Source organism: Enterobacter sp. SLBN-59 (assembly GCF_024807915.1).
GTDB classification, from domain to species: domain Bacteria; phylum Pseudomonadota; class Gammaproteobacteria; order Enterobacterales; family Enterobacteriaceae; genus Enterobacter; species Enterobacter asburiae_B.
The window spans coordinates 3,517,803-3,540,464 of sequence record NZ_JANUFI010000001.1 but is presented as its reverse complement, the minus strand read 5'-3'; the positions used below and the strand labels follow the sequence as shown (position 1 = coordinate 3,540,464).

Sequence of the window (22,662 nt, the reverse complement as noted above, 5' to 3'; positions counted from 1 at the left end):
GAAAAAAACCTTCTCGTAACGTGGGGTCGCAAGATTATAGAGAAGTTGAGGTCAAAGATCGACCCTTAAATGTGATTTGGAATGGGTTTTTCGAGGGTGGGTATTGTGCGGTCTGGTGCCCTCACCCCCAGCCCCTCTCCCACGGGAGAGGGGGGCATTTGTTACGGCATATGCTCCAGCTTCAGGTATTCTTCGCTCTGCATCTCCTGCAGGCGCGACAGGCAGCGCTGGAACTCAAACTTCAGCCGCTCGCCCTGGTAAATCTCATATAAAGGTACCTCAGCGCTGACCACCAGCTTGACGTGGCGCTCATAAAACTCGTCCACCAGCGCAATGAAGCGCCGTGCTTCGCTCTCCATCAGCCGCGTCATCACCGGTACGCCCAGCACCATCACGGTGTGGAACAGACGCGAAAGCGCAATGTAGTCGTGCTGGCTGCGGGCATCCACGCAGAGCGTCGTAAAGGAGACCGCCAGCGTTTGGTTTTCGACGCCAAGGGTGGGCAGCGGTCGATGGTTAATCTCGAGTTCCGGGGCGTGCTCGCGTTTTGCTCCCGCCAGCGCCAGCCAGAGTGTATCCATCTCGCGGGTGGTCTCTGCATTTAACGGCGAAAGCCACAGGTGCGCCTGGGTCAGCGTGCGCAGACGATAATCGACACCGGCATCGACGTTCATGATATCGCAGTGCTGCTTGATGGCATCGATGGCGGGCAGGAAGCGTGCGCGCTGCAGGCCGTTACGATAGAGTTCATCCGGCGGGATATTCGACGTAGCCACCAGCGTGATCCCGCGGGCAAATAGCGCCTTCATCAGGCCGCCTAGCAGCATGGCATCGGTGATGTCAGACACAAAAAACTCGTCGAAGCAGAGCACGTCGGTTTCCGCCTTGAACCTGTCGGCCACAATCTCCAGCGGATCGCTCTTGCCCTGCAGTGCGGTCAGCTCTTCATGTACCCGCAGCATAAAACGATGGAAGTGCAGACGCTGTTTACGTGCGCCAGGCAGGCTCAGATAGAACATGTCCATCAGCCAGGTTTTTCCGCGACCGACCCCGCCCCACATATATAAACCGCGCACCGGCGCGTGAGCCTGTGGCGCTTTTTTACCGAGCAACCGCCCAAACGCCGCCTTTAGCCCACCGTTCTGTTCGACTTCAGCGGGTTTTGCCGTGAGCTCCTGGTAAATCATCTCCAGACGGTTTACCGCCTCACGTTGAACGTCATCAGGCTGATGAGTGCCCTCGTTAAGGGCCAGTTGATATCGCGATGCAGGGGACAGGTTTTGCATAATCTTATTGTTATTCCTTCAATTAACGCTCACCAGCAGACGTGACTGATGAAAAAAAGGCCGTTCTACACTACGCGATGATACGTCAGGATTCCACTTCTGCAGAAATAGCGGTTATAGTGGCATTATCAGGCACAGGCAGGAGCCGAGCCAACACCCTACGGAACAACAAGACAACGGGAGAAGTTCATGACCTGGGAATATGCGCTAATCGGTTTAGTCGTCGGCATCGTCATCGGTGCTGTGGCCATGCGTTTCGGTAATCGCAAATTGCGTCAGCAGCAGTCACTGCAGTACGAACTGGAAAAGAACAAAGCCGAGCTGGAAGAGTATCGTGAAGAGCTGGTCAGCCACTTTGCCCGTAGCGCCGAGCTGCTGGACAACATGGCAACCGACTATCGTCAGCTTTATCAACATATGGCAAAAAGCTCCAGCAGCCTGCTGCCGGAAATGACCGCGGAAACCAACCCGTTCCGCAACCGTCTGGCTGACTCTGAAGCCGGTAACGATCAGGCGCCCGTTCAGATGCCTCGCGACTATTCCGATGGCGCGTCCGGCCTGCTGCGCGGCGGTGTAAAACGCGATTAATCGCACAACCTGAATATATTTTACGGGCGCAGCGATTGCGCCCGTCCTTTCCTGATGACCCCAGCTATCATTTAGTTAAACACCTCATTGTTCAGCGGTTTAAAATTCAATAACATCAACGTGTTTTTAGGGCCGTTTTTCCTTTATTCCAGGTTACGAGAGTCAACATCGATGAAGAAAAAAAACCAGCTGTTGAGCGCTATCGCGTTAAGTGTCGGGTTATCTCTCTCGGCGTCCGTCCCTGTATTTGCCGCCATTCCCTCCCAGGTGCCTGGCCAGGCGGCCATTCCAAGCCTCGCGCCTATGCTGGAAAAAGTGTTGCCGGCGGTCGTCAGCGTTCAGGTTGAGGGCACCGCAGTACAAAGCCAACGCGTCCCTGAAGAACTGAAAAAATATTTTGGCGATGAGTCTACCGACCAGCAGGCTCAGCCTTTTGAAGGCCTGGGTTCTGGCGTCATTATTGATGCGGCAAAAGGCTATATCCTGACCAACAACCACGTCATCAGCCAGGCCGATAAGATCAGCGTCCAGCTGAACGATGGCCGTGAATTTGATGCCAAACTGATCGGCGGCGATGACCAGAGCGACATCGCGCTGCTGCAGGTGCAAAATCCGAGCAACCTGACCCAGATTGCCATCGCGGATTCCGACAAACTGCGCGTCGGCGATTTTGCCGTCGCCGTAGGCAACCCCTTTGGCTTAGGGCAGACCGCCACCTCCGGGATCGTCTCGGCGCTCGGGCGCAGCGGCCTCAATCTGGAAGGGCTGGAAAACTTTATCCAGACCGATGCCTCAATCAACCGGGGTAACTCCGGCGGAGCGTTGCTCAACCTTAACGGCGAGCTGATTGGGATTAACACGGCGATTCTGGCCCCGGGCGGCGGCAGCATCGGGATCGGTTTTGCTATCCCCAGCAATATGGCCAAAACCCTGGCGCAGCAATTGATCCAGTTCGGTGAAATCAAACGCGGGCTGCTGGGTATTAAAGGTATGGAGATGAGCGCGGATATCGCAAAAGCGTTCAATATCAACGTACAGCGCGGGGCGTTTGTCAGTGAAGTGCTGCCAAACTCCGGCTCGGCAAAAGCGGGCGTGAAATCGGGGGATGTGATCGTCAGCCTGAACGACAAACCGCTGAACAGCTTTGCAGAACTGCGCTCACGGATTGCCACGACGGAACCTGGCGCCAAAGTGAAGCTGGGCCTGATACGTGACGGTAAGCCGCTTGACGTTGAAGTGACGCTGGATAAGAGCACTTCATCCTCGGCCAGTGCGGAGCTTATCGCCCCGGCGCTACAGGGGGCTACGTTGAGCGACGGGCAGCTGAAGGACGGTACGAAAGGCATCAGCATCGACACCGTCGAGAAGAGCAGCCCTGCCGCACAGGCCGGATTGCATCAGGATGACGTGATTATCGGTGTAAACCGCAACCGCGTGCAGTCTATTGCCGAACTGCGCAAGGTGCTGGAAAGCAAACCAGCGGTTATTGCCCTGCAGGTCATGCGTGGCAATGAGTCCATCTATATTCTGTTGCGCTAAGCATTTGCGACCCGGACATCACCGCTGCGTGTGATGTCCGGATAACTCATGTTATGCTGCAAATCGTTCCTTTTTTAACGACACGCGCATCATGCTTTTAAAGCTCTTACGTTCTACTGTCATCGGTTTGATTGTCGCTGGCCTGCTGCTGCTGGCGCTGCCGTCTTTACGTCAGTTCAATAAACTGTCGGCTCCCCAGTTCGATAGCACGGATGAAACGCCGGCCACCTATAACCAGGCCGTCCGCCGTGCCGCACCTGCTGTGGTTAACGTCTATAACCGTGGTCTGAATACCTCAGCCCATAACCAGCTGGAGATCCGTACCCTCGGCTCCGGCGTAATCATGGACGAGCGCGGCTACATTATTACCAACAAGCACGTGATTAACGATGCCGACCAGATCATCGTCGCCCTGCAGGATGGCCGCGTGTTTGAGGCGTTACTCGTTGGGTCTGACAGCCTGACCGACCTGGCCGTGCTGAAAATTAATGCCACGGGCGGTTTGCCGGTCATCCCGATCAACCGTAAACGTACCCCGCATATTGGTGACGTCGTACTGGCTATCGGTAACCCTTACAACCTGGGCCAGACCATCACCCAGGGGATTATCAGCGCGACCGGTCGTATCGGTTTGAACCCCTCCGGGCGGCAGAACTTCCTGCAAACCGATGCCTCCATCAACCACGGTAACTCCGGCGGGGCGCTGGTCAACTCGCTGGGCGAGCTGATGGGCATCAATACCCTCTCGTTCGATAAGAGTAACGACGGTGAGACGCCGGAAGGGATCGGCTTTGCCATTCCGTTCCAGCTGGCGACCAAAATCATGGATAAACTGATCCGCGACGGACGCGTGATCCGCGGCTATATCGGTATCGGCGGGCGCGAAATTGCACCGATGCATACCCAGGGCGGCGGTATCGATCAGATTCAGGGTATTGTGGTTAACGAGGTGGCACCGGGTGGTCCGGCGGCTAACGCAGGGATTCAGGTAAACGATGTCATTGTGTCGGTCAACGGCACGCCAGCGGTCTCTGCGCTGGAGACGATGGATCAGGTGGCAGAAATTCGCCCGGGTTCTATCATCCCTGTTGAGGTCATGCGCAACGATAAGAAACTGACGCTGCACGTGACGATTCAGGAATACCCGGCCACTAACTGACAGGCATAAAAAAACGGAGCGATAAGCTCCGTTTTTTTTACCGGGAGACGGTTCGTATTACTTGTTAACGAACTCTTCGCCCAGGGTGATATCTTTCTTCAGCGTATCCAGCATGCCTTCCATCGCGTGTTGTTCAAACGCGCTCAGCGTACCAATGGATTTACGCTCTTCGATACCGTTTTTACCCAGCAGCAGCGGCTGAGAGAAGAAGCGAGCGTGTTCGCCATCGCCTTCAACGTAAGCGCATTCAACAACGCCTTTCTCGCCCTGCAGAGCGCGAACCAGTGACAGACCAAAACGCGCAGCCGCCTGGCCCATAGACAGGGTTGCAGAACCGCCACCCGCCTTCGCTTCCACCACTTCGGTGCCCGCGTTCTGGATGCGTTTAGTCAGGTCAGCCACTTCCTGCTCGGTGAAGCTCACGCCTGGGATCTGCGACAGCAGAGGCAGGATAGTGACGCCAGAGTGACCGCCGATTACCGGTACTTCCACTTCTGTTGGCTGCTTGCCTTTCAGCTCAGCAACAAAGGTGTTGGAACGGATGATATCCAGCGTGGTTACGCCGAACAGTTTGTTTTTGTCGTAAACACCCGCTTTCTTCAGCACTTCTGCCGCGATAGCCACGGTGGTGTTCACCGGGTTAGTGATGATCCCGATGCATGCTTTCGGGCAGATTTCTGCAATCTGCTGCACCAGGTTTTTCACGATGCCCGCGTTGACGTTGAACAGGTCTGAACGATCCATGCCTGGCTTACGCGCCACGCCTGCAGAAATCAGCACCACGTCGGCACCCTGCAGCGCAGGACGTGCATCTTCACCGGAGAAGCCTTTGATTTTTACAGCAGTCGGGATGTGGCTCAGGTCAACCGCCACACCTGGGGTTACCGGAGCAATATCGTACAGGGAGAGTTCTGAGCCTGAAGGCAGTTGGGTTTTCAGTAGTAGGGCAAGCGCCTGGCCGATACCACCAGCAGCGCCGAGGACTGCGACTTTCATCCTAAACTCCTTATTATGGTTAACTTAAGTATCTGTAAATCCGTTGCGGCGACCATAATTCAGCAAGTAAATAATTACAATTTTCGTAGCTAAAGAATTTGAGGTCACGCGACTTTATCTCTCACCAGAAGACTATCTGACGACAGAGGGCAACGCATTAAGAGGTGGTTACAATACACCCTGCCCCGCCACCAAAACAACATCATTTTGATAACATTTAATTTACTTTTAAGCTTATTTGCGCGGCGTGACCCAGGCATGTTTTCTGATAACGAAATCTGATAAAATCACTCCCTTTCATAACATTATTTCAGCCTGGCGCTGAGTAGATAATTTGCATAAAAATTCATCCACATGCATAATAATGTTGTTTCTATCGTCATATTCCGGGTGACTTATGCGAAGCTCGTCTAAGCAAGAAGAATTAGTAAAGGCGTTTAAGGCGCTACTCAAAGAAGAGAAATTCAGTTCTCAGGGAGAAATTGTTCAGGCGCTGCAGGAACAAGGCTTCGATAACATCAACCAGTCGAAAGTCTCCCGCATGTTAACGAAATTTGGCGCGGTGCGTACGCGTAACGCCAAGATGGAGATGGTCTATTGCCTGCCGGCAGAACTTGGCGTGCCGACCACCTCCAGCCCGCTCAAAAACCTGGTTCTGGATATCGATCATAACGATGCCGTCGTGGTGATCCACACAAGCCCGGGTGCCGCGCAGCTCATTGCCCGCATGCTGGACTCGCTGGGTAAAACGGAAGGTATCCTCGGGACTATCGCCGGTGATGACACCATCTTTACCACACCGGCTAGCGGTTTCTCTGTGAAAGATCTCCACGAAGCCATTCTGGTACTGTTCGAACAGGAACTCTAATCCCCTCTCCCCGTAGCGCCGCTGCGGGGATCGTTCTGCTTCCGCTGCGTTCTCCCCTCTTTTCTACTGCCCTTCACTTTGACAAATAGTGCTTTTTACCGCCTATTAACATTCATCTGGTGAATGCTAAATCAAAAAATCGCACAAAAAATCAAAAGCTGATATCCATATGATTTTATTAGATATAACCAACAAAAATGAACAAAAAACGCCCAATATTATGCGATTTGGTTATAAAAAACAGACTGGTTAACACGTAATAACAATAGAAACCATTAGTCTGGTATTAATTTTTACCGTTATTAGTGTATACTTGATTTTGTGATGAGGGTCACGAAACAAGACCCCACTAAAAAATTCGACGAGGTAAAAATCATGAAAATCAAATCAACTGTAGCGGCGCTCAGCGTCCTGTCCGTCCTGTCATTCGGTGCTTTCGCAGCTGACTCTATCAATGCTGACCAGGCGCAATCCCGTCAGGCCATCGGTACGGTTTCTGTCGGCGCGGTCGGCACATCGCCAATGGACATGCATGAGATGCTGAACAAAAAAGCGGAAGAACAGGGTGCGTCATCCTATCGCATCATCGAAGCGCGTTCCGGTGACCACTGGCACGCCACCGCTGAGCTGTACAAATAAGTTTTAGTAATAACTGAAGACGTAAATCTCCACTCAACGGCACCAGGCATAAAAATAGCGGTTCAACCCTTCTCGCCGTTGAGTAAAAACCCTATTCAGGAGTAAAGACTATGAAAACCAAATTGATCATCGCAACCCTCGGTCTGGCATCCGTTCTCTCTTTCGGCGCGAGCGCAGCCGTACAGCAGGTGAATGCCGACCAGGCACAAAATCTACAGCGTATGGGCAGCGTCTCCGTAACGTCTGTCACCGGTTCACCGATGGATATTCGTCACGAACTTGCCGCCAAAGCTGAAAAAGCAGGCGCCAGCAGCTATCGCGTCACCGAACTGAATCAGGGTGACCACTGGCATGCAACGGCAGAACTGTATAAATAAACCCTCGTCGTATCTCATCATACGACTTGCCCCTGGCCTTATGGTCAGGGGCTTTTTTCATTCAATGCCGCGCGTTAAAGCGCAGCTGACCTTCAAGCTCTTCTTCCGCTTCATCGAACAGCAATATCAGCGCGCCAAAACGTCTTCGCAGCTTATCGGGCAAATGGATGAACTCAATTTCCAGCGGTAGCGGCAACTGACTGCCGGTGACCACGTCCCACAGCGTATCCAGATTTGTCACGCTTTCCCGTTCAAGATCAAACGCCCGGATAAATTCACGGTAGAAGTCTTCCTGACTGTCGATCTCGTCAAAATCAAACGTATAGGTTTTCATTGCCAGCCACCCAGTCCAGGCGAGCGGCAGATGCCGCCCTGTCTATTATAATCCCCCAATATGCAGGGTTTTAACTTCCAGATACTCTTCCAGCCCCAGCACGGAGCCCTCTCGTCCAAGGCCTGACTCTTTTACGCCGCCAAAGGGCCCAAGCTCCGTGGAGACGGCGCACTCGTTGATGCCGATCATCCCGCTCTCGATGGCCTGTGAAACGCGGAAGACCCGGGAAAGATTCTGGGTATAGAAGTAAGCCGCCAGCCCATAGGGCGTGTTGTTGGCGCGCTGGATGACTTCATCTTCCGAGGTGAAACGGAAGCACGCCGCCACCGGGCCAAACGTCTCTTCTTCTGCCAGCTTCATGCCTTCATGGCAGTCGCCCAGCACGGTTGGCATCCAGAAATTTCCGCCAAGCGGATGAAGCTTACCTCCTGCCAGTACGGTTGCGCCCCGGGCAACGGCGTCGTCGACATGCTCACGCACCTTGTTGACCGCCGAAGGTTCAATCAGCGGCCCGACGACCACCCCCTCTTCGAGACCATTACCCACCTTCAGCGCCTTCACCGCATCGGCAAGTTTATTCACAAATTTGTCGTAGACGGTTTCCTGAATATAAAAACGGTTCACGCTGACGCAGACCTGCCCGGCATTGCGGAACTTGTTGGCGATCGCGCCCTTAACCGCTGCGTCGATGTCCGCATCCTCAAAAACGATATACGGGGCATTTCCCCCCAGCTCCATCGAGACTTTTTTCATGGTTTCTGCGGCGTTACGCACCAGCGTTTTGCCGACGGAGGTTGAGCCGGTAAAGGAGATTTTACGCACGTCGCGGCTTGCCATGATCGCATCGCTGATTTCATGCGTATTCCCGGCGACGGCGTTGAGAACACCGTCGGGCACACCGGCCTGTTTCGCCAGCGTAAGCAGCGCAAATGCGCTGAGCGGCGTGTTATTGGCCGGTTTAATGACCCCGGTGCATCCTGCTGCCAGCGCCGGGCCTAACTTGCGGGTGAGCATGGCCATCGGGAAGTTCCACGGCGTAATCGCCGCGACCACACCAATAGGTTCACGGGTCGCCAGAATGCGTGAGCCGGGTTTGATCGGCGGAATAATTTCACCGTTCGCGCGTTTGGCCTCTTCGGCAAACCACTGGATAAAGCTGGCGGCGTACTCGACTTCTCCCTCCGCTTCTTTCAGGGGTTTGCCCTGTTCTGTGGTCATCAACCGCCCGAGCCAGCTTTTATTCTCAATAATCAGTTCGTACCAGCGGTAGAGAATCGCCGAGCGTTCTTTCGCGGTTTTGGCACGCCATGCCGGGAAGGCCTGGGTAGCTGCTGCAATAGCGTCTTCGGTCTGCGCTTTACCCGCTTTAGCGACTTTAGCAATGACCTCGCCGGTCGCGGGATTCAGCACATCAAAGGTTGTATCCAGCGTTTTCCAGATTCCGTTGACCAGATAACCGGTCTGAAAAAGGATGTGGTCCTGAAGCGCCTGGGTCGTCATGTGTTCTCCCTTTCTGAAATGTAAGAACGTGCTGGAATAAGTATAGCCACAAAAAAACCGACGCTTTTGGCGTCGGTTTTTTTACTTCAGTCAGTTATCCGTGAGGGCATTCTGGTAGCGATGCAGCATAAACACCAGCCGTCCTACCGGCTCGGTCACCTGAGGCGGCGCCTCCCAGTGCTTGAGCTTTTCCTGATAGGTATCGAGCTCTTCAAGCAGCTGCGTAAAGTAGCGACGCCGTTTGTCATCGCTGCTGGCAGAAAGCACGTGATCGGCGGTACGACGCAGCTGGCGGTGGTATGCCGACAAATCGTCGTTGATCGGCACGGGCGCGTTACGCAAACGCTGGTGCGCAATGATCATGGTTAACGCCAGGCGGAACTTCGCGATATCGCCCGGGAACTTGTTCAGCAGCAAAAACAGCTGCTGGTAGAGCGCGGGCAGGTGGTTCTCTTTACGGCGCGCGGTATTGGTTGTCAAAGATGACACGGCAGCCGACACGAACTGGTTCAGCAGCACGCGGCCCGTTCTTGCCTGCGAGTTATCCCGCACCAGCAGTATCACCATCATGGCCAGGAAGCAGCCCACCAGCTGGCCTAACGCGCTGTCGAGGAACTGGCTGAAATGGAAGGTCATCGGGTTATCGAGAACGATGATGTTAATCGTACTCGCCAGCGCCCCCAGCGATCCCAGACGCCGCTTTTGCACTTCAATGCCGATAAAGAACGCCATTACCGCCAGGCTAATACAGAGCAGCAGCATACTCTGTTGCGTCGACGGGATGATGACCAGGAAATAGAGCGCGCCTATCGGCAACGCGGCAATCGTGCCGTAAAGGAAATCAATGGCGACCATACGCGGATTAGGCAGACGCATCGCCAGTGCGGTCACAACGGCAATCATCACCATCGCGCCGCTGCCGGACGTCCAGCCCGTCCACAGCCAGAACAGCGTGCCGAGCATGCAGGCAAGCGTCGTACGCCAGAAATTGACCATGGCGTGATGGCGCTCGGCGGATTCCGCCTTGATCACCACTTCCCCCTGCAGCACCTCTTCTTCCGCCGCGCTGATTTTGGTGTTACCGATCACGCCGCGCTTCAGAAGCAGATAGCGCGTCGCGGCGCCGACCCAGGTGTAGATGGTTACCGGCGTGTCGCGCTCCCCGGTCCAGGCAATCACCCGGCGCATGCGCTTAAGCTGCTTATGCACGTCCTGTACGGTTTCCACCGGCTCGGCAAACAGTTCGCGGAACGTATCGGTGACCGCTTCCGGCCGGGTGTTCTGAATCAGATAGGTTTCACAGGCCTGGGTAATCAGCGTCAGAGAGACGGTGTTGAGGGCTTTCAGGCGTCGATTCGCGCGGGCCCAGCGCGACGACTCCATATTAAGGTTGCTGCGCATTCCTTCCAGCGCCTGCGTACGACGTACCAGCCCGCTCCAGGCTTTATCCACCTCTTCGCTGTCGCCATGCTTAATGCACAGCTGCATCAGCTGATACTGGGCAACAATCAGCGCGTCGAGCTCACGGTCGACTTCCTGCTTGATGGAGCGCGGAGAGAAAAGCAGGTCAGCGACGATAGCGCTGACAATACCAATCACAATCTCGCTGCAGCGCTCAACCGCAAACTGCGGGGCGAGCAGCGGTTCACTTTGGATTGTGATGACAATAATCAGCGCGGTATAGCCCGCCAGTCCCCAGGCGTAGGAGTTCTCCACTTTCACCAGAGACGAGATCCAGGTGCAGAAACCCGCCCAGATACAGCACACCATCAGCATCAGCAGCGGGGTGCGGATCATCAAAATAATAATGGTCAGCGCCGCGAAACAGCCGATAAACGTCCCGATGATACGCAGCATCCCGCGATAGCGGATCGCGCCAGAATAGGGCTCCCCGCCCGCGGCAAAGGCAGGGCCCGCCGCGACAATCGCAGCCGTCAGCACTGCCCAGCGAGGGGTTTCAAGCTGGAAGTGAAAGCCAACAAACAGCGCCAGCACGATGGCGCACGCCAGCTTCACGGCGAAGCGAATGTGCTGGCTGGCGATGGAAAAGATACCCATGGCGATTAACCAAACTCGCGAAGGCGGTGGGCAATTTTACGGAAGAACGAGTCCTGGCTGGCATCCCGGTCCTTTTCACCGGTGATCACCACCGTCGCCGTGGTACCCGCAGGCCACAGATTTCCCTGCTGTTCATCAAGATGAATACGTACCGGCACGCGCTGGGCCAGACGCACCCACTCCAGGTTGGAATCGACCGTCGCCATCCCTTTGGCATCGTTAGAGCTGCTGGAGTTAGTCACCCCTGCGGCAACGCTGTCGACGGTGCCTTTAAAGACGCGGTTGCTGCCGAGCGGCGTGATTTCCGCCCGGTAACCTGGGCGCACGCCTTCCAGCTTGGTCTCTTCCATATAGGCGAGCACGTAGAAGGAGTTCTGTTTAACCAGCGCCACGGCAGTTGAGCCACGGGTAATGAATTCCCCGGCATAGACGTTGAGGTTGGTCACCCAGCCATCGGACGGCGCGCGGATCACGGTGCGCTCGAGATCGAGCTTCGCCAGATCGCGCGTTGCCTGCGCTTTCGCCAGCTGGTGCAGCACGGTTTGCAGCACGTTGTTGGACTGATCAATCTCTTCACGGGACATTGCCTGAACGCCCAGCTGGTTACGGCGCCCTGCCTCGCGGCGTTTCTCCGCAGCCAGCGCCTGGTAATAGGCCACGTCCGCTTCCGCCTCTTCCAGCGCTTTCTGGTAACGAGGCTGGTCGATGGTGAACAGGACCTGATCTTTCTTCACCAGCTGGTTATCGTGGACGTTGACCGCTGTGATAAGACCGGCCACGTCAGGGGCTATTGCCACCACATCGGCGCTGAAGCGTGCATCACGCGTCCACGGTGATTCGGTGTAATAAACCCAGGCGCGGAAAATAGCGATGAAGGCGAGGATAACCAGCGCCATCGTGATGGCGGTGCGGGAGATTTTTCTTGTTAGCGTTTTCACATCAACCTCAGACAAACATGCGCGATATCAGATAAAACAGGCAGCAATACAGCGCGGTATTGAACAATGCAGGGTGCCAGACGAAATCGTAGATCCCGGTAGGGACCAGCACCTTGCGCACCAGCCAGAAGATCGCCAGTGATAAAAGAAGCTCGAAAAATATCGGTGGGAACGACAGACCGAACACCACGATAACGGGAAACAGACTCATGTTGACCTTGATAAGAGAGAGTGCAGGCTTCAGAATTTTTTAGCGCACGCCACCGCAGGAGAGCAAGAAACGCCGGGCGAGAATGGCGCAGCCGTTATGTAATTAATAATATATTAACGTAACTGTTATGCTGTTATCTATAATATGTGATCTAAATCACTTTTAAGCCAGAGTGAACAATGGAACGTTTAAAACGCATGTCGGTCTTCGCCAAAGTGGTTGAGCTGGGCTCTTTTACCGCCGCTGCACGCCAGCTTCAGATGAGCGTCTCATCCATCAGCCAGACGGTGTCCAAACTGGAAGATGAGCTTCAGGTCAAGCTGCTCAACCGCAGTACCCGCAGCATTGGGCTGACGGAAGCGGGTAAAATTTACTATCAGGGCTGTCGCCGTATGCTGCTTGAAGTGCAGGATGTTCACGAACAGCTCTATGCCTTCAACAACACCCCCATCGGCACGCTGCGCATCGGGTGTTCTTCAACTATGGCACAAAATGTTCTCGCTGCCATGACGGCGGATATGCTGAAAGAGTACCCCGGTCTTACGGTCAATCTGGTGACGGGTATCCCGGCGCCGGATCTGATTGCCGACGGGCTGGACGTGGTGATCCGCGTCGGCGCGTTGCAGGATTCCAGCCTGTTCTCGCGTAGGCTGGGCAGCATGCCGATGGTCGTCTGCGCCTCGAAAAGCTATCTGGCGCAGTACGGCGTTCCGGAGAAACCCGCCGATCTCACCAACCACTCGTGGCTGGAGTACAGCGTGCGGCCCGATAATGAATTTGAGCTGATTGCCCCGGAAGGGATTTCTACCAAACTGCTGCCGGAAGGGCGGTTTGTCACTAACGATCCGATGACCATTTCACGCTGGCTGGTGGCCGGCGCCGGGATCGCCTACGTGCCGTTAATGTGGGTGATCAACGAGATCAACAGCGGCGTGCTGGAGATCCTCTTCCCGCGCTATCAGTCCGATCCGCGTCCGGTGTACGCCCTGTATACCGAAAAAGACAAACTCCCGCTCAAGGTTCAGGTGTGTATTAACTATCTGACCGAATATTTTGTGGACGTGGCGGAGCTGTTTCAGGGGATGCGGGGGAGAAGGAAAGAGTAGGCCTTTTTCCATAAGGACGAGGGAGAAAAGACAGCGCGGAGCAGCCCCCTCTCCCCTTTGGGGAGAGGGGCAGGAAATTACGCCGTGCCGCCCACCGTCAGGTTGTCCACCTTCAGCGTTGGCTGGCCCACGCCAACCGGCAGGCTCTGGCCCTCTTTACCGCAGACGCCCACGCCGTTATCCAGCTTCAGATCGTTACCGACCATGGAGATCTGCTGCATGGCTTCAATGCCGGAGCCAATCAGCGTCGCACCCTTCACCGCTTTGGTCACTTTGCCTTTCTCGATCAGATACGCTTCTGACGTGGAGAAAACAAACTTACCGGAGGTGATGTCCACCTGGCCGCCGCCAAAGTTTGGCGCAAAGATACCGTAATCGACGGATTCGATAATCTCCTGCGGCGTCGATTTGCCCGGCAGCATGTACGTGTTGGTCATGCGCGGCATCGGCAGATGCGCGTAAGATTCACGGCGTCCGTTGCCCGTCGGCGCGACGCCCATCAGGCGCGCGTTGAGTTTGTCCTGCATGTAGCCTTTCAGCACGCCGTTTTCGATCAGCACATTGTACTGGCCTGGCGTACCTTCATCATCGATAGCCACCGAGCCGCGACGATCGCGCATGGTGCCGTCATCCACCACGGTGCACAGCTCAGAGGAGACAAGCTGCCCGATTTGACCGCTGAACACGGACGTCCCGCGACGGTTAAAGTCGCCTTCCAGGCCGTGGCCTACGGCTTCATGTAACAGTACGCCCGGCCAGCCGGCGCCCAGCACCACCGGGAATGAGCCCGCCGGCGCCGCGACGGCATTCAGATTCACCAGCGCCATGCGCACGGCTTCTTTCGCCCAGGCGTCAGCGCGTGCTTCACCGTCAACGTCGCCCAGGAACCAGTCATAGCCGAAACGACCGCCGCCGCCGCTTGAGCCGCGTTCGCGTTTGCCGTCGTCATCGACCTGCACGCTGATAGAGAGGCGCACCAGCGGGCGAACGTCTGCCGCAAGGGTACCGTCCGTTGCCGCAACCAGAATCAACTCATACACGCCGCTCAGGCTGGCTGAAACTTCCTGCACGCGTTTATCCGCCGCGCGGGCGACTTTGTCCACGCGACGCAGGATATCCAGCTTCTCTTCACGGCTCATGCTCTGCAGCGGATCGATGCTGGTATAAAGCGCTGAGTGCTGCACTTCGCCCAGAGTTTTCACGCGACCATCACCGGTATCACGCACAATGGTACGTGCGGCCTGCGCGCTCTGCTCGAGCGCGGTAAGGCTAATCTGATCGGCATAGGCAAAACCGGTTTTCTCGCCGCTGACGGCACGGACGCCGACGCCCTGGTCGATGTTGTAGGAGCCATCTTTGATGATGCTGTCTTCTAAAACCCAGGATTCGTGATAGCTCGACTGGAAATAAAGGTCGCCGTAGTCGAGACGGCGTTCGGTCAGTTGACCAAGAATGGAGAACAGGTCCTGATGGCTCAGGCCGTTCGCTGCGAGCAAATGTTCACTTACCAGGTTCAGACTCATCGTATTGCTACTCGTTCGTTGCCGCCCGTGGCGGTATAAAGATCGTATTTATTGAGAGTGAGGCAATTACCTGCCCACGTCAAATCATTGCTGTGCATCTTTGCGCGGCTGGCGCAGCACCTCGTTAATCTGCGGTTTATCTACCGGACCGGTAATGCGGTAGCGCAGAATGGAGACCTTGCTCCACAGCGGACCCAGCACTTTGCTGGCGGCAAACACCGCCGCACCGACAATCGGGTTCACCACAAAGGCCGCCGCCACGCCCACGCTCGCGGAAATTTCCGGCGCCACCACGGCTTCCATATCCAGCTCGCGATGCACGAGGTTAACGGAGCCTTTCATAGCGATATCCGCTTCCAGGCCATCCACCAGCGTGTCGTCCGTATGCAGAACACCGTCCTTGATCCACGCCGTGCTGCGGATGGAATCGTAGTAGAAACCTTCGCTGAAGGTATCGCTGAAATCGAAGCGCAGCTTGCGCAGCAGCGCATCAAAACTCAGCAGGCGCAGGATCTGCCCGGCGCGCCCCGTGCTCACGTCGGCAATTTCACCTTTGCCGAAGCGGGTTTTCAGAATGCCGTTCAGCGAGGCCTCATCCGGCTTCCACGGAGCGTCACGCCAGTGAAGATCGTAATCGACGTCAAACGACGAGCCGCGCAGCGGCGTGCTGATTCCAAAGAAATTGGCTGCCGCATCCAGCTTGTTGCCTTTAATGTCGCCCTTCAGGGAAGTTCGCTGCTCGCCCGGGTTATTCACCCATTCCCCTGCGGCCGTCATGCGGCCAAAACCGGTATCAACCAGGCCACCGGAGAGCGTAAGCGTGTTGGCCTGAATAGTGAAATCACCGTCAATACGGCCATATTTCTGCCCCCACAGCCAGCACTCCGCGCAGCGCAGCTGGAGATCGGGCCAGCCGCTAAAATCGACGCGGGAGACATTGCTCAGCGGCGAGGCTTCTGCCGGTTTATCTTTCCCGCTCGCGGCGCTTGCCGGGTTGTAGTAGAGGTAGCGGATCGCCGCCTGCCACGGCGCGTGATTGCGCATGGTCAGCGTGCCGTTGATCTCCCTTCCCTGGGCCTCCACCTTCGTGCCGTTAGCGCCAGGCTGTGAAACCAGGCTCAGGTTGTTCCACTGCTGCCCGCCCAGCATCAGCGACGGCGTGCGTACGGTAATGGCTTGCGGGAACTGGGCGGTTTCATCAACGTTTTGCCCGACGCCTTTCTGGAAAAGCGCCAGCCACTCTGCACCGTCCATCGGCGGGAGATTCAGCTCAATGCCCGACTGCTCCGGCAGAGGCGGCGTGGAGCGGCTATCCGTTGTCCAGATGGCTTTGTCGAGGGTGAGCTTGCGGTTAAGCAGCCAGCGGCTGTTGAAGTGGTTTGTCCCGCCCGCGCTTCCGGTCAGCGCGAAGCTGTTCAGGTTGCCATCGACGTTCAGCTTTACCGGCAGCGGCTGTCCGGCCTGTTTATCCAGCGGCGCAGGCAGCTGGCTCTGAAGGTTTTTCAGATCGCCCGTGATGTCGACCTTATACTGAGCACCCGCGTGATATGGCAGGTCGATTGCCACTTTACCCTGCCAGGCGACTGCGCCCTGCACTGACGCCTCAATGGGTTTCGGCAGGACCTCCATGCGCGCTGGCTGCCAGTTACCGTCCAGATTGACGGCTACCTGATAAGCCTTTTCACCCTCGGTGGTCGTGAAGTCGATATTAACGGGCTGATTAAACCAGCTGGCCGTAAGCGGCTCGCTCTTCAGGTTTCCGTTGTCAAAGCTGAACTGCCCGCTGAGATTTTTCAGCGTGCTCTCAAGGGGTTTGATGAACAGGCTGTTGTTCTTAAGGCGGACGTCGCCTTTGGCGGTGGTCATCTCGCCGTCCAGCGGGATATCAAGATGTAAGCGAGCATTCACATCGCCATCAAGCTGTAGCTGCTGGAGCGTCGCCGCCAGCGAATCTTTCAGGGGCGTCTCCTCAAAGTACGGCCCCACCGCTTTGCCCGGGCCATTGATGTCGGCATCAATCAGCAGCTTCTCTTTGGAGTAATCCGGGATGTTGGCCGTCAGGTTGCTGGCCGTCACGCCGCCCAGCGCCACGCTGTCGGACTTCATCCATAGCCCGTCATTGAGGAAGTTGAGCTCGATATCCAGATCTTTCAGCGCGGGCCAGCCGGGCTGGAACGCAAAGGTCGCGTTATGTAACGGCACCAGCACCTGGAACTGGCCTTCATTGTGTTTGTACGGGAAAAGATGCGGATTACCGCCGTACACCAGCGTGGCATTGTCCGCCTGACCGCCCTGAATCGCGCCGCTGAGATAGTCCACCAGGGCTTTTCCCATCAGGTTTTCCGGGAAGTAGCGCCAGGCCTGAGAGCCGTCATCGGTGCTGATCCCGGCCAGAATACCCAGCCACGGCTCGTCACCCACAGGCTGCAGATAGCGGAAATCGCCGCGCGCGTGCACCGCTTTGGCTTTCACATCGATATGGCGGCCATCAAGCTGGAAGCCCTTGTCGTTACGGAGCCAGTTAAGCACCGCGCTGCCCTGTTCGATTTCCAGCGGCGCGCGGAAGACCGTCTCGTAAGGCATTTTGGCATCGTGCATATCAACCGTCAGCCTGCCGTTTTCCACGCTGCCTTCCAGCTTACCGCTAAAGTGCTCCGCCCCCGGCAGCAGCTTCCACTGCTTCCAGGCAAGATCTTTCCACGTTGCCTGGAAGCGGGTTTTTTCCGTCGCCTGGAGCGGGATATCCAGCGCCAGAGCGTCTATCTTCCCGCTAGGCTGCGTTGCCAGCCAGATCTCGCCCAGGTCCGGAGAGAGCTTTGCCGCCATCGAGCGCAGGCCCTCAATGGCCGCCAAATCGAGGTTGCTGGCGCGGATGCGCAGCTCGTCGCTGCGTTTACTGGCCGTGCCGCCGACGTCCTGCTCCGGCATCCAGGCCAGCGTCAGCGCACCGCGCGGCCACGGCTTGCCGTCCATGGTGATGCGCGTATCCGGAATGGCAAACTGCCAGCCCTCTTTTTCCTGCGTCACGTGCGCGGTGAGGTTATCGACGGAAAGCTGATGCTGCTGTTTTTCGCCTTTCCAGCTGGCGCCCCCCTGCTTGAGCCAGATATCGCCGCTGGCAAATTCACCTTTGGTCAGGGTCAGCCAGCCTTCAAGGCTGAAACGGGCAGTCTCCAGCTGCATATTTTGCTGGAGCCAGTCGCCCAGCCACGGCTTTACGTCAACATCGTCGGCCTGCAGCCAGACTTTGCCGTTGTTTAACAGGCCGTCATCGTCCCGCAGATCCATGCGCACCTGCATCACGCCGTGCTGGCCGTTCAGGCTTGAGAGATTGACCTGCCCCTCAGCGCGGTGACGTTCTTTACCGTTGAGCCAGGTCAGCTGAGGGATCGCCAGTTCGGCGCGCTGGCCGGAGAGGGTAATGAAGCTCACTTCACTGTCGCGCAGATCGAAGTGATCGAACTGACGGAGGAAAAGATCGCTGAAGCGGTTGGCTTCCAGACCCTGACCGCTATCGCCGCCGGACAGAGGCGTATTGGTCATGAACTGGAGTTGATAAAAGGTGAGATCGCGAAACTGCCAGCGCAGATGCAGCAGGCTTTGCCAGACGTCCAGCGCCAGGGTCACGCGTTTGATTTTCAGGTGGCCGCCATCTTTGAGGCTGGCGTTGATATCCCGGACATCGAGCGTCGGGCCAAAATTCTGCCAGTTAGCGCTAATCTGGCTTACGTTCACCGGCACGCCGGTGGTGGATTCAATTTTAGCCAGCAGTTGCGGACGCCAGCTGTCCAGATGCGGTAATACGAGGCGTAGCCCGCTCACGAGCAACGCGACAATCACGACCAGCGTTGCCCCTGTAAGCAATAAAATCCCCGGCAATCGCCTCACGCATCTCTCCTTGTCAGCTTTCGTCACGCAGCGTACTGCGTCTTACATCATCACGACGTCAAACTGCTCCTGGTTATAGAGCGGTTCAATTTGTACTTTTACCTGTTTGCCGACAAAGATTTCCACTTCCGCCAGCGCGTGTGACTCTTCGCCTTTCAGCGCTTCAGCCACCGCAGGGGAAGCATAGACCAGAAAACGATCGGAGTCGTAGGCATGATGAACACGGACGATTTCGCGCATAATTTCATAGCAGACGGTCTCAACCGTCTTTACCGTTCCGCGCCCATGGCAGGTTGGGCATTCATTACACAGCACATGCTCAACGCTCTCGCGGGTACGCTTACGCGTCATTTCCACCAGCCCCAGCTGCGAGAAGCCGTTGATGCTGGTTTTCACGCGATCTTTGCTCAGCGCCTGCTCAAGCGAGTGCAGCACGCGACGACGATGGTCTTCATTACTCATATCGATGAAGTCGATGATGATAATGCCGCCCAGATTGCGCAGACGAAGCTGCCGCGCAATGGCCTGCGTGGCTTCGATGTTGGTGTTGAAGATGGTGTCATCGAGGTTGCGATGGCCGACAAACGCGCCGGTGTTGATATCGACGGTGGTCATCGCTTCGGTCTGATCGATGATCAGATAGCCGCCGGACTTCAGCTCGACCTTACGCTCCAGCGCGCGCTGGATCTCGTTTTCGACATCATAGAGATCGAAGATCGGCTGACGCCCTGAATAATGCTCCAGCAGGCCAGGCATCTCCGGGATGTACTCAGCGGTAAATTCCAGCAGCGCTTCATAGGTCAGGCGCGAATCCACGCGAATGCGGTCGAGCTGGGCATCGGCAAAGTCGCGCAGAACGCGCTGAGCAAGGGCCAGCTCACCGTAGAGCTGGTAGCGGGTCTGGTTGCGTTTTTTACGCTCCATCACCTTTGTCCAGACGCGCTTCAGGTAAGCCGCATCCGACGCCAGGTCTTCTTCGCTGATCCCTTCCGCAGCGGTACGGATGATAAACCCGCCCTGCTCATCGCAGTAGGCGCTGACCACTTTCTTCAGACGCTCGCGCTCGGTTTCGCTCTCAATACGCTGCGAAACGCCCACGTGCGACGCGCCGGGCATAAAGACCAGATAGCGGGAAGGTAAGGTAATGTCGGTGGTCAGACGGGCGCCTTTGGTACCGAGGGGATCTTTCACCACCTGCACCATCAGATCCTGCCCCTGACGCACCAGTTCAGAAATATCGCGCACGGCAAACTGCTTTTGCTCTTCGCCCGCGACGCACTCGGTGTGCGGCATGATATCGGAGGCATGTAAAAACGCCGCCTTATCCAGTCCAATATCTACAAAAGCCGCCTGCATACCCGGTAGTACACGACTGACACGACCTTTGTAGATATTGCCTACTATTCCGCGCCGCGCTTCACGCTCAATATGAATTTCCTGAAGAATGCCACCATCAATATAGGCCACACGGGTTTCCGATGGCGTTACGTTTACCAACAATTCAGCCGTCATAATTATCCCTTCCCTCACGCAGTGAGTTAAAATTGCTCAGCAACTCATACGTTTCCACCAGCGGTAAGCCGACTACGGCGTGATAGCTGCCATTAATCTTCCTGACAAAACAGCCACCCAGCCCCTGAATACCGTATGCACCTGCTTTATCCATCGGTTCACCGCTGGCAATATAAGCGGCGATGTCGTCGTCGGTAAGTACTCTGAACGTCACTTCGGTCACCACCAGGCAATCCAGCACGTGCTGGCGGTCAGCCAGCGCGACGGCCGTCATCACCTGATGCGTTTGTCCGGACATTTTGTGCAGCATGCGCGCCGCATGATCGGCGTCGCGCGGTTTCTCAAGCACTTCACCGTTCAGAATAACGATGGTATCTGCTCCCAGCACGGGAAGATCGCGTGACACACTGGCCACGCCCGCCTGCGCTTTCTCGCGCGCCAGGCGAGACACGTACTGTTGAGCGCTTTCGCCCTCAGCACGTTTTTCTTCAATGCCGGTAACGATGCGTTCAAAAGAGACCCCTAGCTGCGTCAGGAGTTCCTGACGGCGCGGGGAGCCGGAAGCGAGATACAAAGACGTCATAGAAACCTTTTATTGCACAGCAAACTGCTGGCGAACCTTACGCATCAGCAGGAATAACCATGGCCAGAGCACACCGTTTACTACACTACTCCAGAACACTTCCGGTCGGAAAGAGACGTTGATCACTAAAAACTCTGCCCAGAAAACAACGATATCCGCAGCGAGCGACAATAACATCACCACCAGGGCCTGTTGCCAGAGCGCAAGGTTACGAAAGAGCTGGAATTTGAGTGCGACGAGGTACGCAATAATGCTCATGGACAAGGCGCGCACGCCAAGCGTAGAGCCGCTAATGAGATCCAGTATGGCACCCATCACGAAACCTGTGCCGACATTTACGCGATGCGGCAGGGCAAGGATCCAGTACAGTAAAATGAGTAATACCCAGTTTGGCCGGAAAACGAGAATGTCATCCGGCCAGGGCATCACTTGCAGTAACAGTGCAATGAGAAACGAGAGCCAGATGACCCAGCGTCCCTGGCTACGATAGCTTGCCACTACTGCCCTCCCGAAGAGAGTTTAGGCGGTGGCGGCGCATCCGGCAGCGGCTGCGTTAACCCGGTTGCCGGCGCCGGTACTGGCGCAGGCGGCCCCATGGAATCCGCAGGCGGGAGAACCTGCGGCATCATCTGCATCAGGCGCTCGTTCGCCACGCGATGCACCTCTTCAGGCGTCATCGGATTAGAACCGTTACGATCGGCGCCCCACAGCAGCAGCAGATAGCGCAGACGCTGCAAACCGGCGGTTGGACGGGCCTGAATCACGGTATAGGCACGCTGGGTGTCCAGCTTGACCGAAGAGACCACCGCAACCGGATAGCCTTCAGGGAAGCGTCCACCCAGGCCGGACGTCACCAGCACGTCGCCCACGCGAATATCCGTGTTAGCAGGCAGGTGTTCCAGCTGCAGGTCGTCCGTACAGCCGTTACCAGCCGCAATCACGCGGATGTCGTTGCGCAGAACCTGGATCGGCAGCGCATGCGTGGCATCGCAAATCAGCAGCACGCGGCTGGTCAGTTTAGCCACGGCAACAACCTGGCCCACAACGCCTTTATCGCTGATAACAGGCTGACCTTCATACACCCCGTTCACGCTCCCTTTGTCGATCACAACCTGATCGCTGTAGGGGTCGTTCACGGTGGAGATCACCTGCGTGACCATTTTCTGCTCATCCTGACGCAGCGGCGAGCCGAGCAGCTCACGCAGACGCGCGTTTTCCTGCTTGTATTGCCCCAGCATCAGCAGTTCACTGTTTTTCAGCAGCAGTTCCTGACGTAATGCCCGGTTTTCGAGTTCGAGTTGGTCGCGCGAAGACAGCGTTTGAGAAACGGAGTCGAGCAGTTCACGGGGACCATTTGAAACAAAGTAGAAAGGACTGACGGCGGTATCCATGTACGTTCTGATCTGGCTGAACGTACCGAGGCGGCTATCGGCAATAATGACCCCAAGCGCAACCAGAACCGCCAGAATAAGGCGAAACTGTAGCGATGGGCCACGGCTAAAAATTGGCTTCATAGGCTATGCGTATTCTCGCGTCAGAGAGAAAGGGTAGCAAATT

Annotated in this window: 20 protein-coding genes; 7 read left to right on the top strand and 13 right to left on the bottom strand. The window is 56.2% G+C overall.

Translation table 11 applies throughout. The features are described from left to right. Positions 1-161: 161 nt before the first annotated feature. Positions 162-1,286 (bottom strand): cell division protein ZapE, encoded by a 1,125-nt coding sequence (zapE, locus tag M2422_RS16885; RefSeq protein WP_064673376.1) that lies wholly within the window; start codon positions 1,284-1,286, stop codon positions 162-164. Between the two features lie 189 nt (positions 1,287-1,475). Here zapE and zapG point away from each other — a divergent pair, with 189 nt between their 5' ends. The 3 genes from zapG to degS all read left to right on the top strand — a co-directional run bounded on the left by zapG (position 1,476) and on the right by degS (position 4,572). Further along, positions 1,476-1,874 carry a Z-ring associated protein ZapG gene (gene zapG, locus M2422_RS16880; RefSeq protein WP_008502832.1) on the top strand — a complete coding sequence of 133 codons (399 nt, stop codon included), beginning with the start codon at positions 1,476-1,478 and terminating at the stop codon, positions 1,872-1,874. A gap of 171 nt (positions 1,875-2,045) precedes the next feature. Beyond that, positions 2,046-3,413 (top strand): serine endoprotease DegQ, encoded by a 1,368-nt coding sequence (gene degQ, locus M2422_RS16875; protein WP_064673377.1) that lies wholly within the window; start codon positions 2,046-2,048, stop codon positions 3,411-3,413. Between the two features lie 91 nt (positions 3,414-3,504). Next, complete coding sequence (degS, locus tag M2422_RS16870; RefSeq protein WP_023309386.1) at positions 3,505-4,572, top strand: outer membrane-stress sensor serine endopeptidase DegS; 1,068 nt, start codon at positions 3,505-3,507, stop codon at positions 4,570-4,572. 57 nt (positions 4,573-4,629) lie between these two features. Here degS and mdh read toward each other — a convergent pair whose 3' ends face one another. After that, on the bottom strand, positions 4,630-5,568 hold the full coding sequence (gene mdh / locus M2422_RS16865; RefSeq protein WP_023309387.1) for a malate dehydrogenase: 939 nt from the start codon (positions 5,566-5,568) through the stop codon (positions 4,630-4,632). Positions 5,569-5,965: 397 nt separating this feature from the next. Here mdh and argR point away from each other — a divergent pair, with 397 nt between their 5' ends. The 3 genes from argR (at position 5,966) to yhcN (M2422_RS16850) (ending at position 7,452) form a co-directional block, all read left to right on the top strand. Then, positions 5,966-6,436: a transcriptional regulator ArgR gene (gene argR, locus M2422_RS16860; RefSeq protein ID WP_023309388.1), complete on the top strand. Its 471-nt coding sequence runs from the start codon at positions 5,966-5,968 to the stop codon at positions 6,434-6,436. Positions 6,437-6,811: 375 nt separating this feature from the next. Beyond that, the gene (gene yhcN / locus M2422_RS16855; protein WP_023309389.1) at positions 6,812-7,075 is read left to right on the top strand and encodes a peroxide/acid stress response protein YhcN; all 264 of its coding nucleotides are present in this window, start codon (positions 6,812-6,814) and stop codon (positions 7,073-7,075) included. Between the two features lie 110 nt (positions 7,076-7,185). Beyond that, positions 7,186-7,452: a peroxide/acid stress response protein YhcN gene (yhcN, locus tag M2422_RS16850; RefSeq protein WP_032659672.1), complete on the top strand. Its 267-nt coding sequence runs from the start codon at positions 7,186-7,188 to the stop codon at positions 7,450-7,452. A 61-nt stretch (positions 7,453-7,513) separates the two neighbouring features. On the opposite strand, the gene M2422_RS16845 is transcribed toward yhcN (M2422_RS16850), so the two are convergent. The 5 genes from M2422_RS16845 to aaeX all read right to left on the bottom strand — a co-directional run bounded on the left by M2422_RS16845 (position 7,514) and on the right by aaeX (position 12,493). Then, entirely contained in the window at positions 7,514-7,786 is a 273-nt protein-coding gene (locus M2422_RS16845; RefSeq protein ID WP_023309391.1) for a barstar family protein, read from the bottom strand. A 45-nt stretch (positions 7,787-7,831) separates the two neighbouring features. Next, complete coding sequence (locus M2422_RS16840; RefSeq protein ID WP_064673378.1) at positions 7,832-9,286, bottom strand: NAD-dependent succinate-semialdehyde dehydrogenase; 1,455 nt, start codon at positions 9,284-9,286, stop codon at positions 7,832-7,834. A 90-nt stretch (positions 9,287-9,376) separates the two neighbouring features. Next, positions 9,377-11,344: a p-hydroxybenzoic acid efflux pump subunit AaeB gene (gene aaeB, locus M2422_RS16835; protein ID WP_033146764.1), complete on the bottom strand. Its 1,968-nt coding sequence runs from the start codon at positions 11,342-11,344 to the stop codon at positions 9,377-9,379. 5 nt (positions 11,345-11,349) lie between these two features. After that, entirely contained in the window at positions 11,350-12,282 is a 933-nt protein-coding gene (gene aaeA / locus M2422_RS16830; RefSeq protein ID WP_023309394.1) for a p-hydroxybenzoic acid efflux pump subunit AaeA, read from the bottom strand. A gap of 7 nt (positions 12,283-12,289) precedes the next feature. Beyond that, positions 12,290-12,493, bottom strand: coding sequence for a p-hydroxybenzoic acid efflux pump operon protein AaeX (gene aaeX / locus M2422_RS16825; protein ID WP_003860416.1), 204 nt, complete (start codon positions 12,491-12,493; stop codon positions 12,290-12,292). A gap of 179 nt (positions 12,494-12,672) precedes the next feature. Here aaeX and aaeR point away from each other — a divergent pair, with 179 nt between their 5' ends. Continuing rightward, positions 12,673-13,599 (top strand): HTH-type transcriptional activator AaeR, encoded by a 927-nt coding sequence (gene aaeR, locus M2422_RS16820; protein WP_023616809.1) that lies wholly within the window; start codon positions 12,673-12,675, stop codon positions 13,597-13,599. Positions 13,600-13,676: 77 nt separating this feature from the next. On the opposite strand, the gene tldD is transcribed toward aaeR, so the two are convergent. From tldD to mreC, 6 genes are all read right to left on the bottom strand, one after another. Further along, positions 13,677-15,122, bottom strand: a complete 1,446-nt coding sequence (gene tldD / locus M2422_RS16815) for a metalloprotease TldD (RefSeq protein WP_029740073.1) — start codon at positions 15,120-15,122, stop codon at positions 13,677-13,679. Positions 15,123-15,206: 84 nt separating this feature from the next. Further along, the gene (yhdP, locus tag M2422_RS16810; protein WP_064673379.1) at positions 15,207-19,010 is read right to left on the bottom strand and encodes an AsmA2 domain-containing protein YhdP; all 3,804 of its coding nucleotides are present in this window, start codon (positions 19,008-19,010) and stop codon (positions 15,207-15,209) included. A 42-nt stretch (positions 19,011-19,052) separates the two neighbouring features. Next, positions 19,053-20,522, bottom strand: coding sequence for a ribonuclease G (gene rng / locus M2422_RS16805; RefSeq protein WP_010436156.1), 1,470 nt, complete (start codon positions 20,520-20,522; stop codon positions 19,053-19,055). Next, positions 20,512-21,105, bottom strand: a complete 594-nt coding sequence (locus tag M2422_RS16800) for a nucleoside triphosphate pyrophosphatase (protein WP_047646446.1) — start codon at positions 21,103-21,105, stop codon at positions 20,512-20,514. Before M2422_RS16800 ends, rng begins: the two co-directional genes overlap by 11 nt. Before the next feature lie 9 nt (positions 21,106-21,114). Continuing rightward, positions 21,115-21,603 (bottom strand): rod shape-determining protein MreD, encoded by a 489-nt coding sequence (gene mreD / locus M2422_RS16795; protein WP_023309399.1) that lies wholly within the window; start codon positions 21,601-21,603, stop codon positions 21,115-21,117. Beyond that, positions 21,603-22,619 (bottom strand): rod shape-determining protein MreC, encoded by a 1,017-nt coding sequence (gene mreC / locus M2422_RS16790; protein ID WP_033146767.1) that lies wholly within the window; start codon positions 22,617-22,619, stop codon positions 21,603-21,605. Before mreC ends, mreD begins: the two co-directional genes overlap by 1 nt. Between the last annotated feature and the right edge of the window lie 43 nt (positions 22,620-22,662).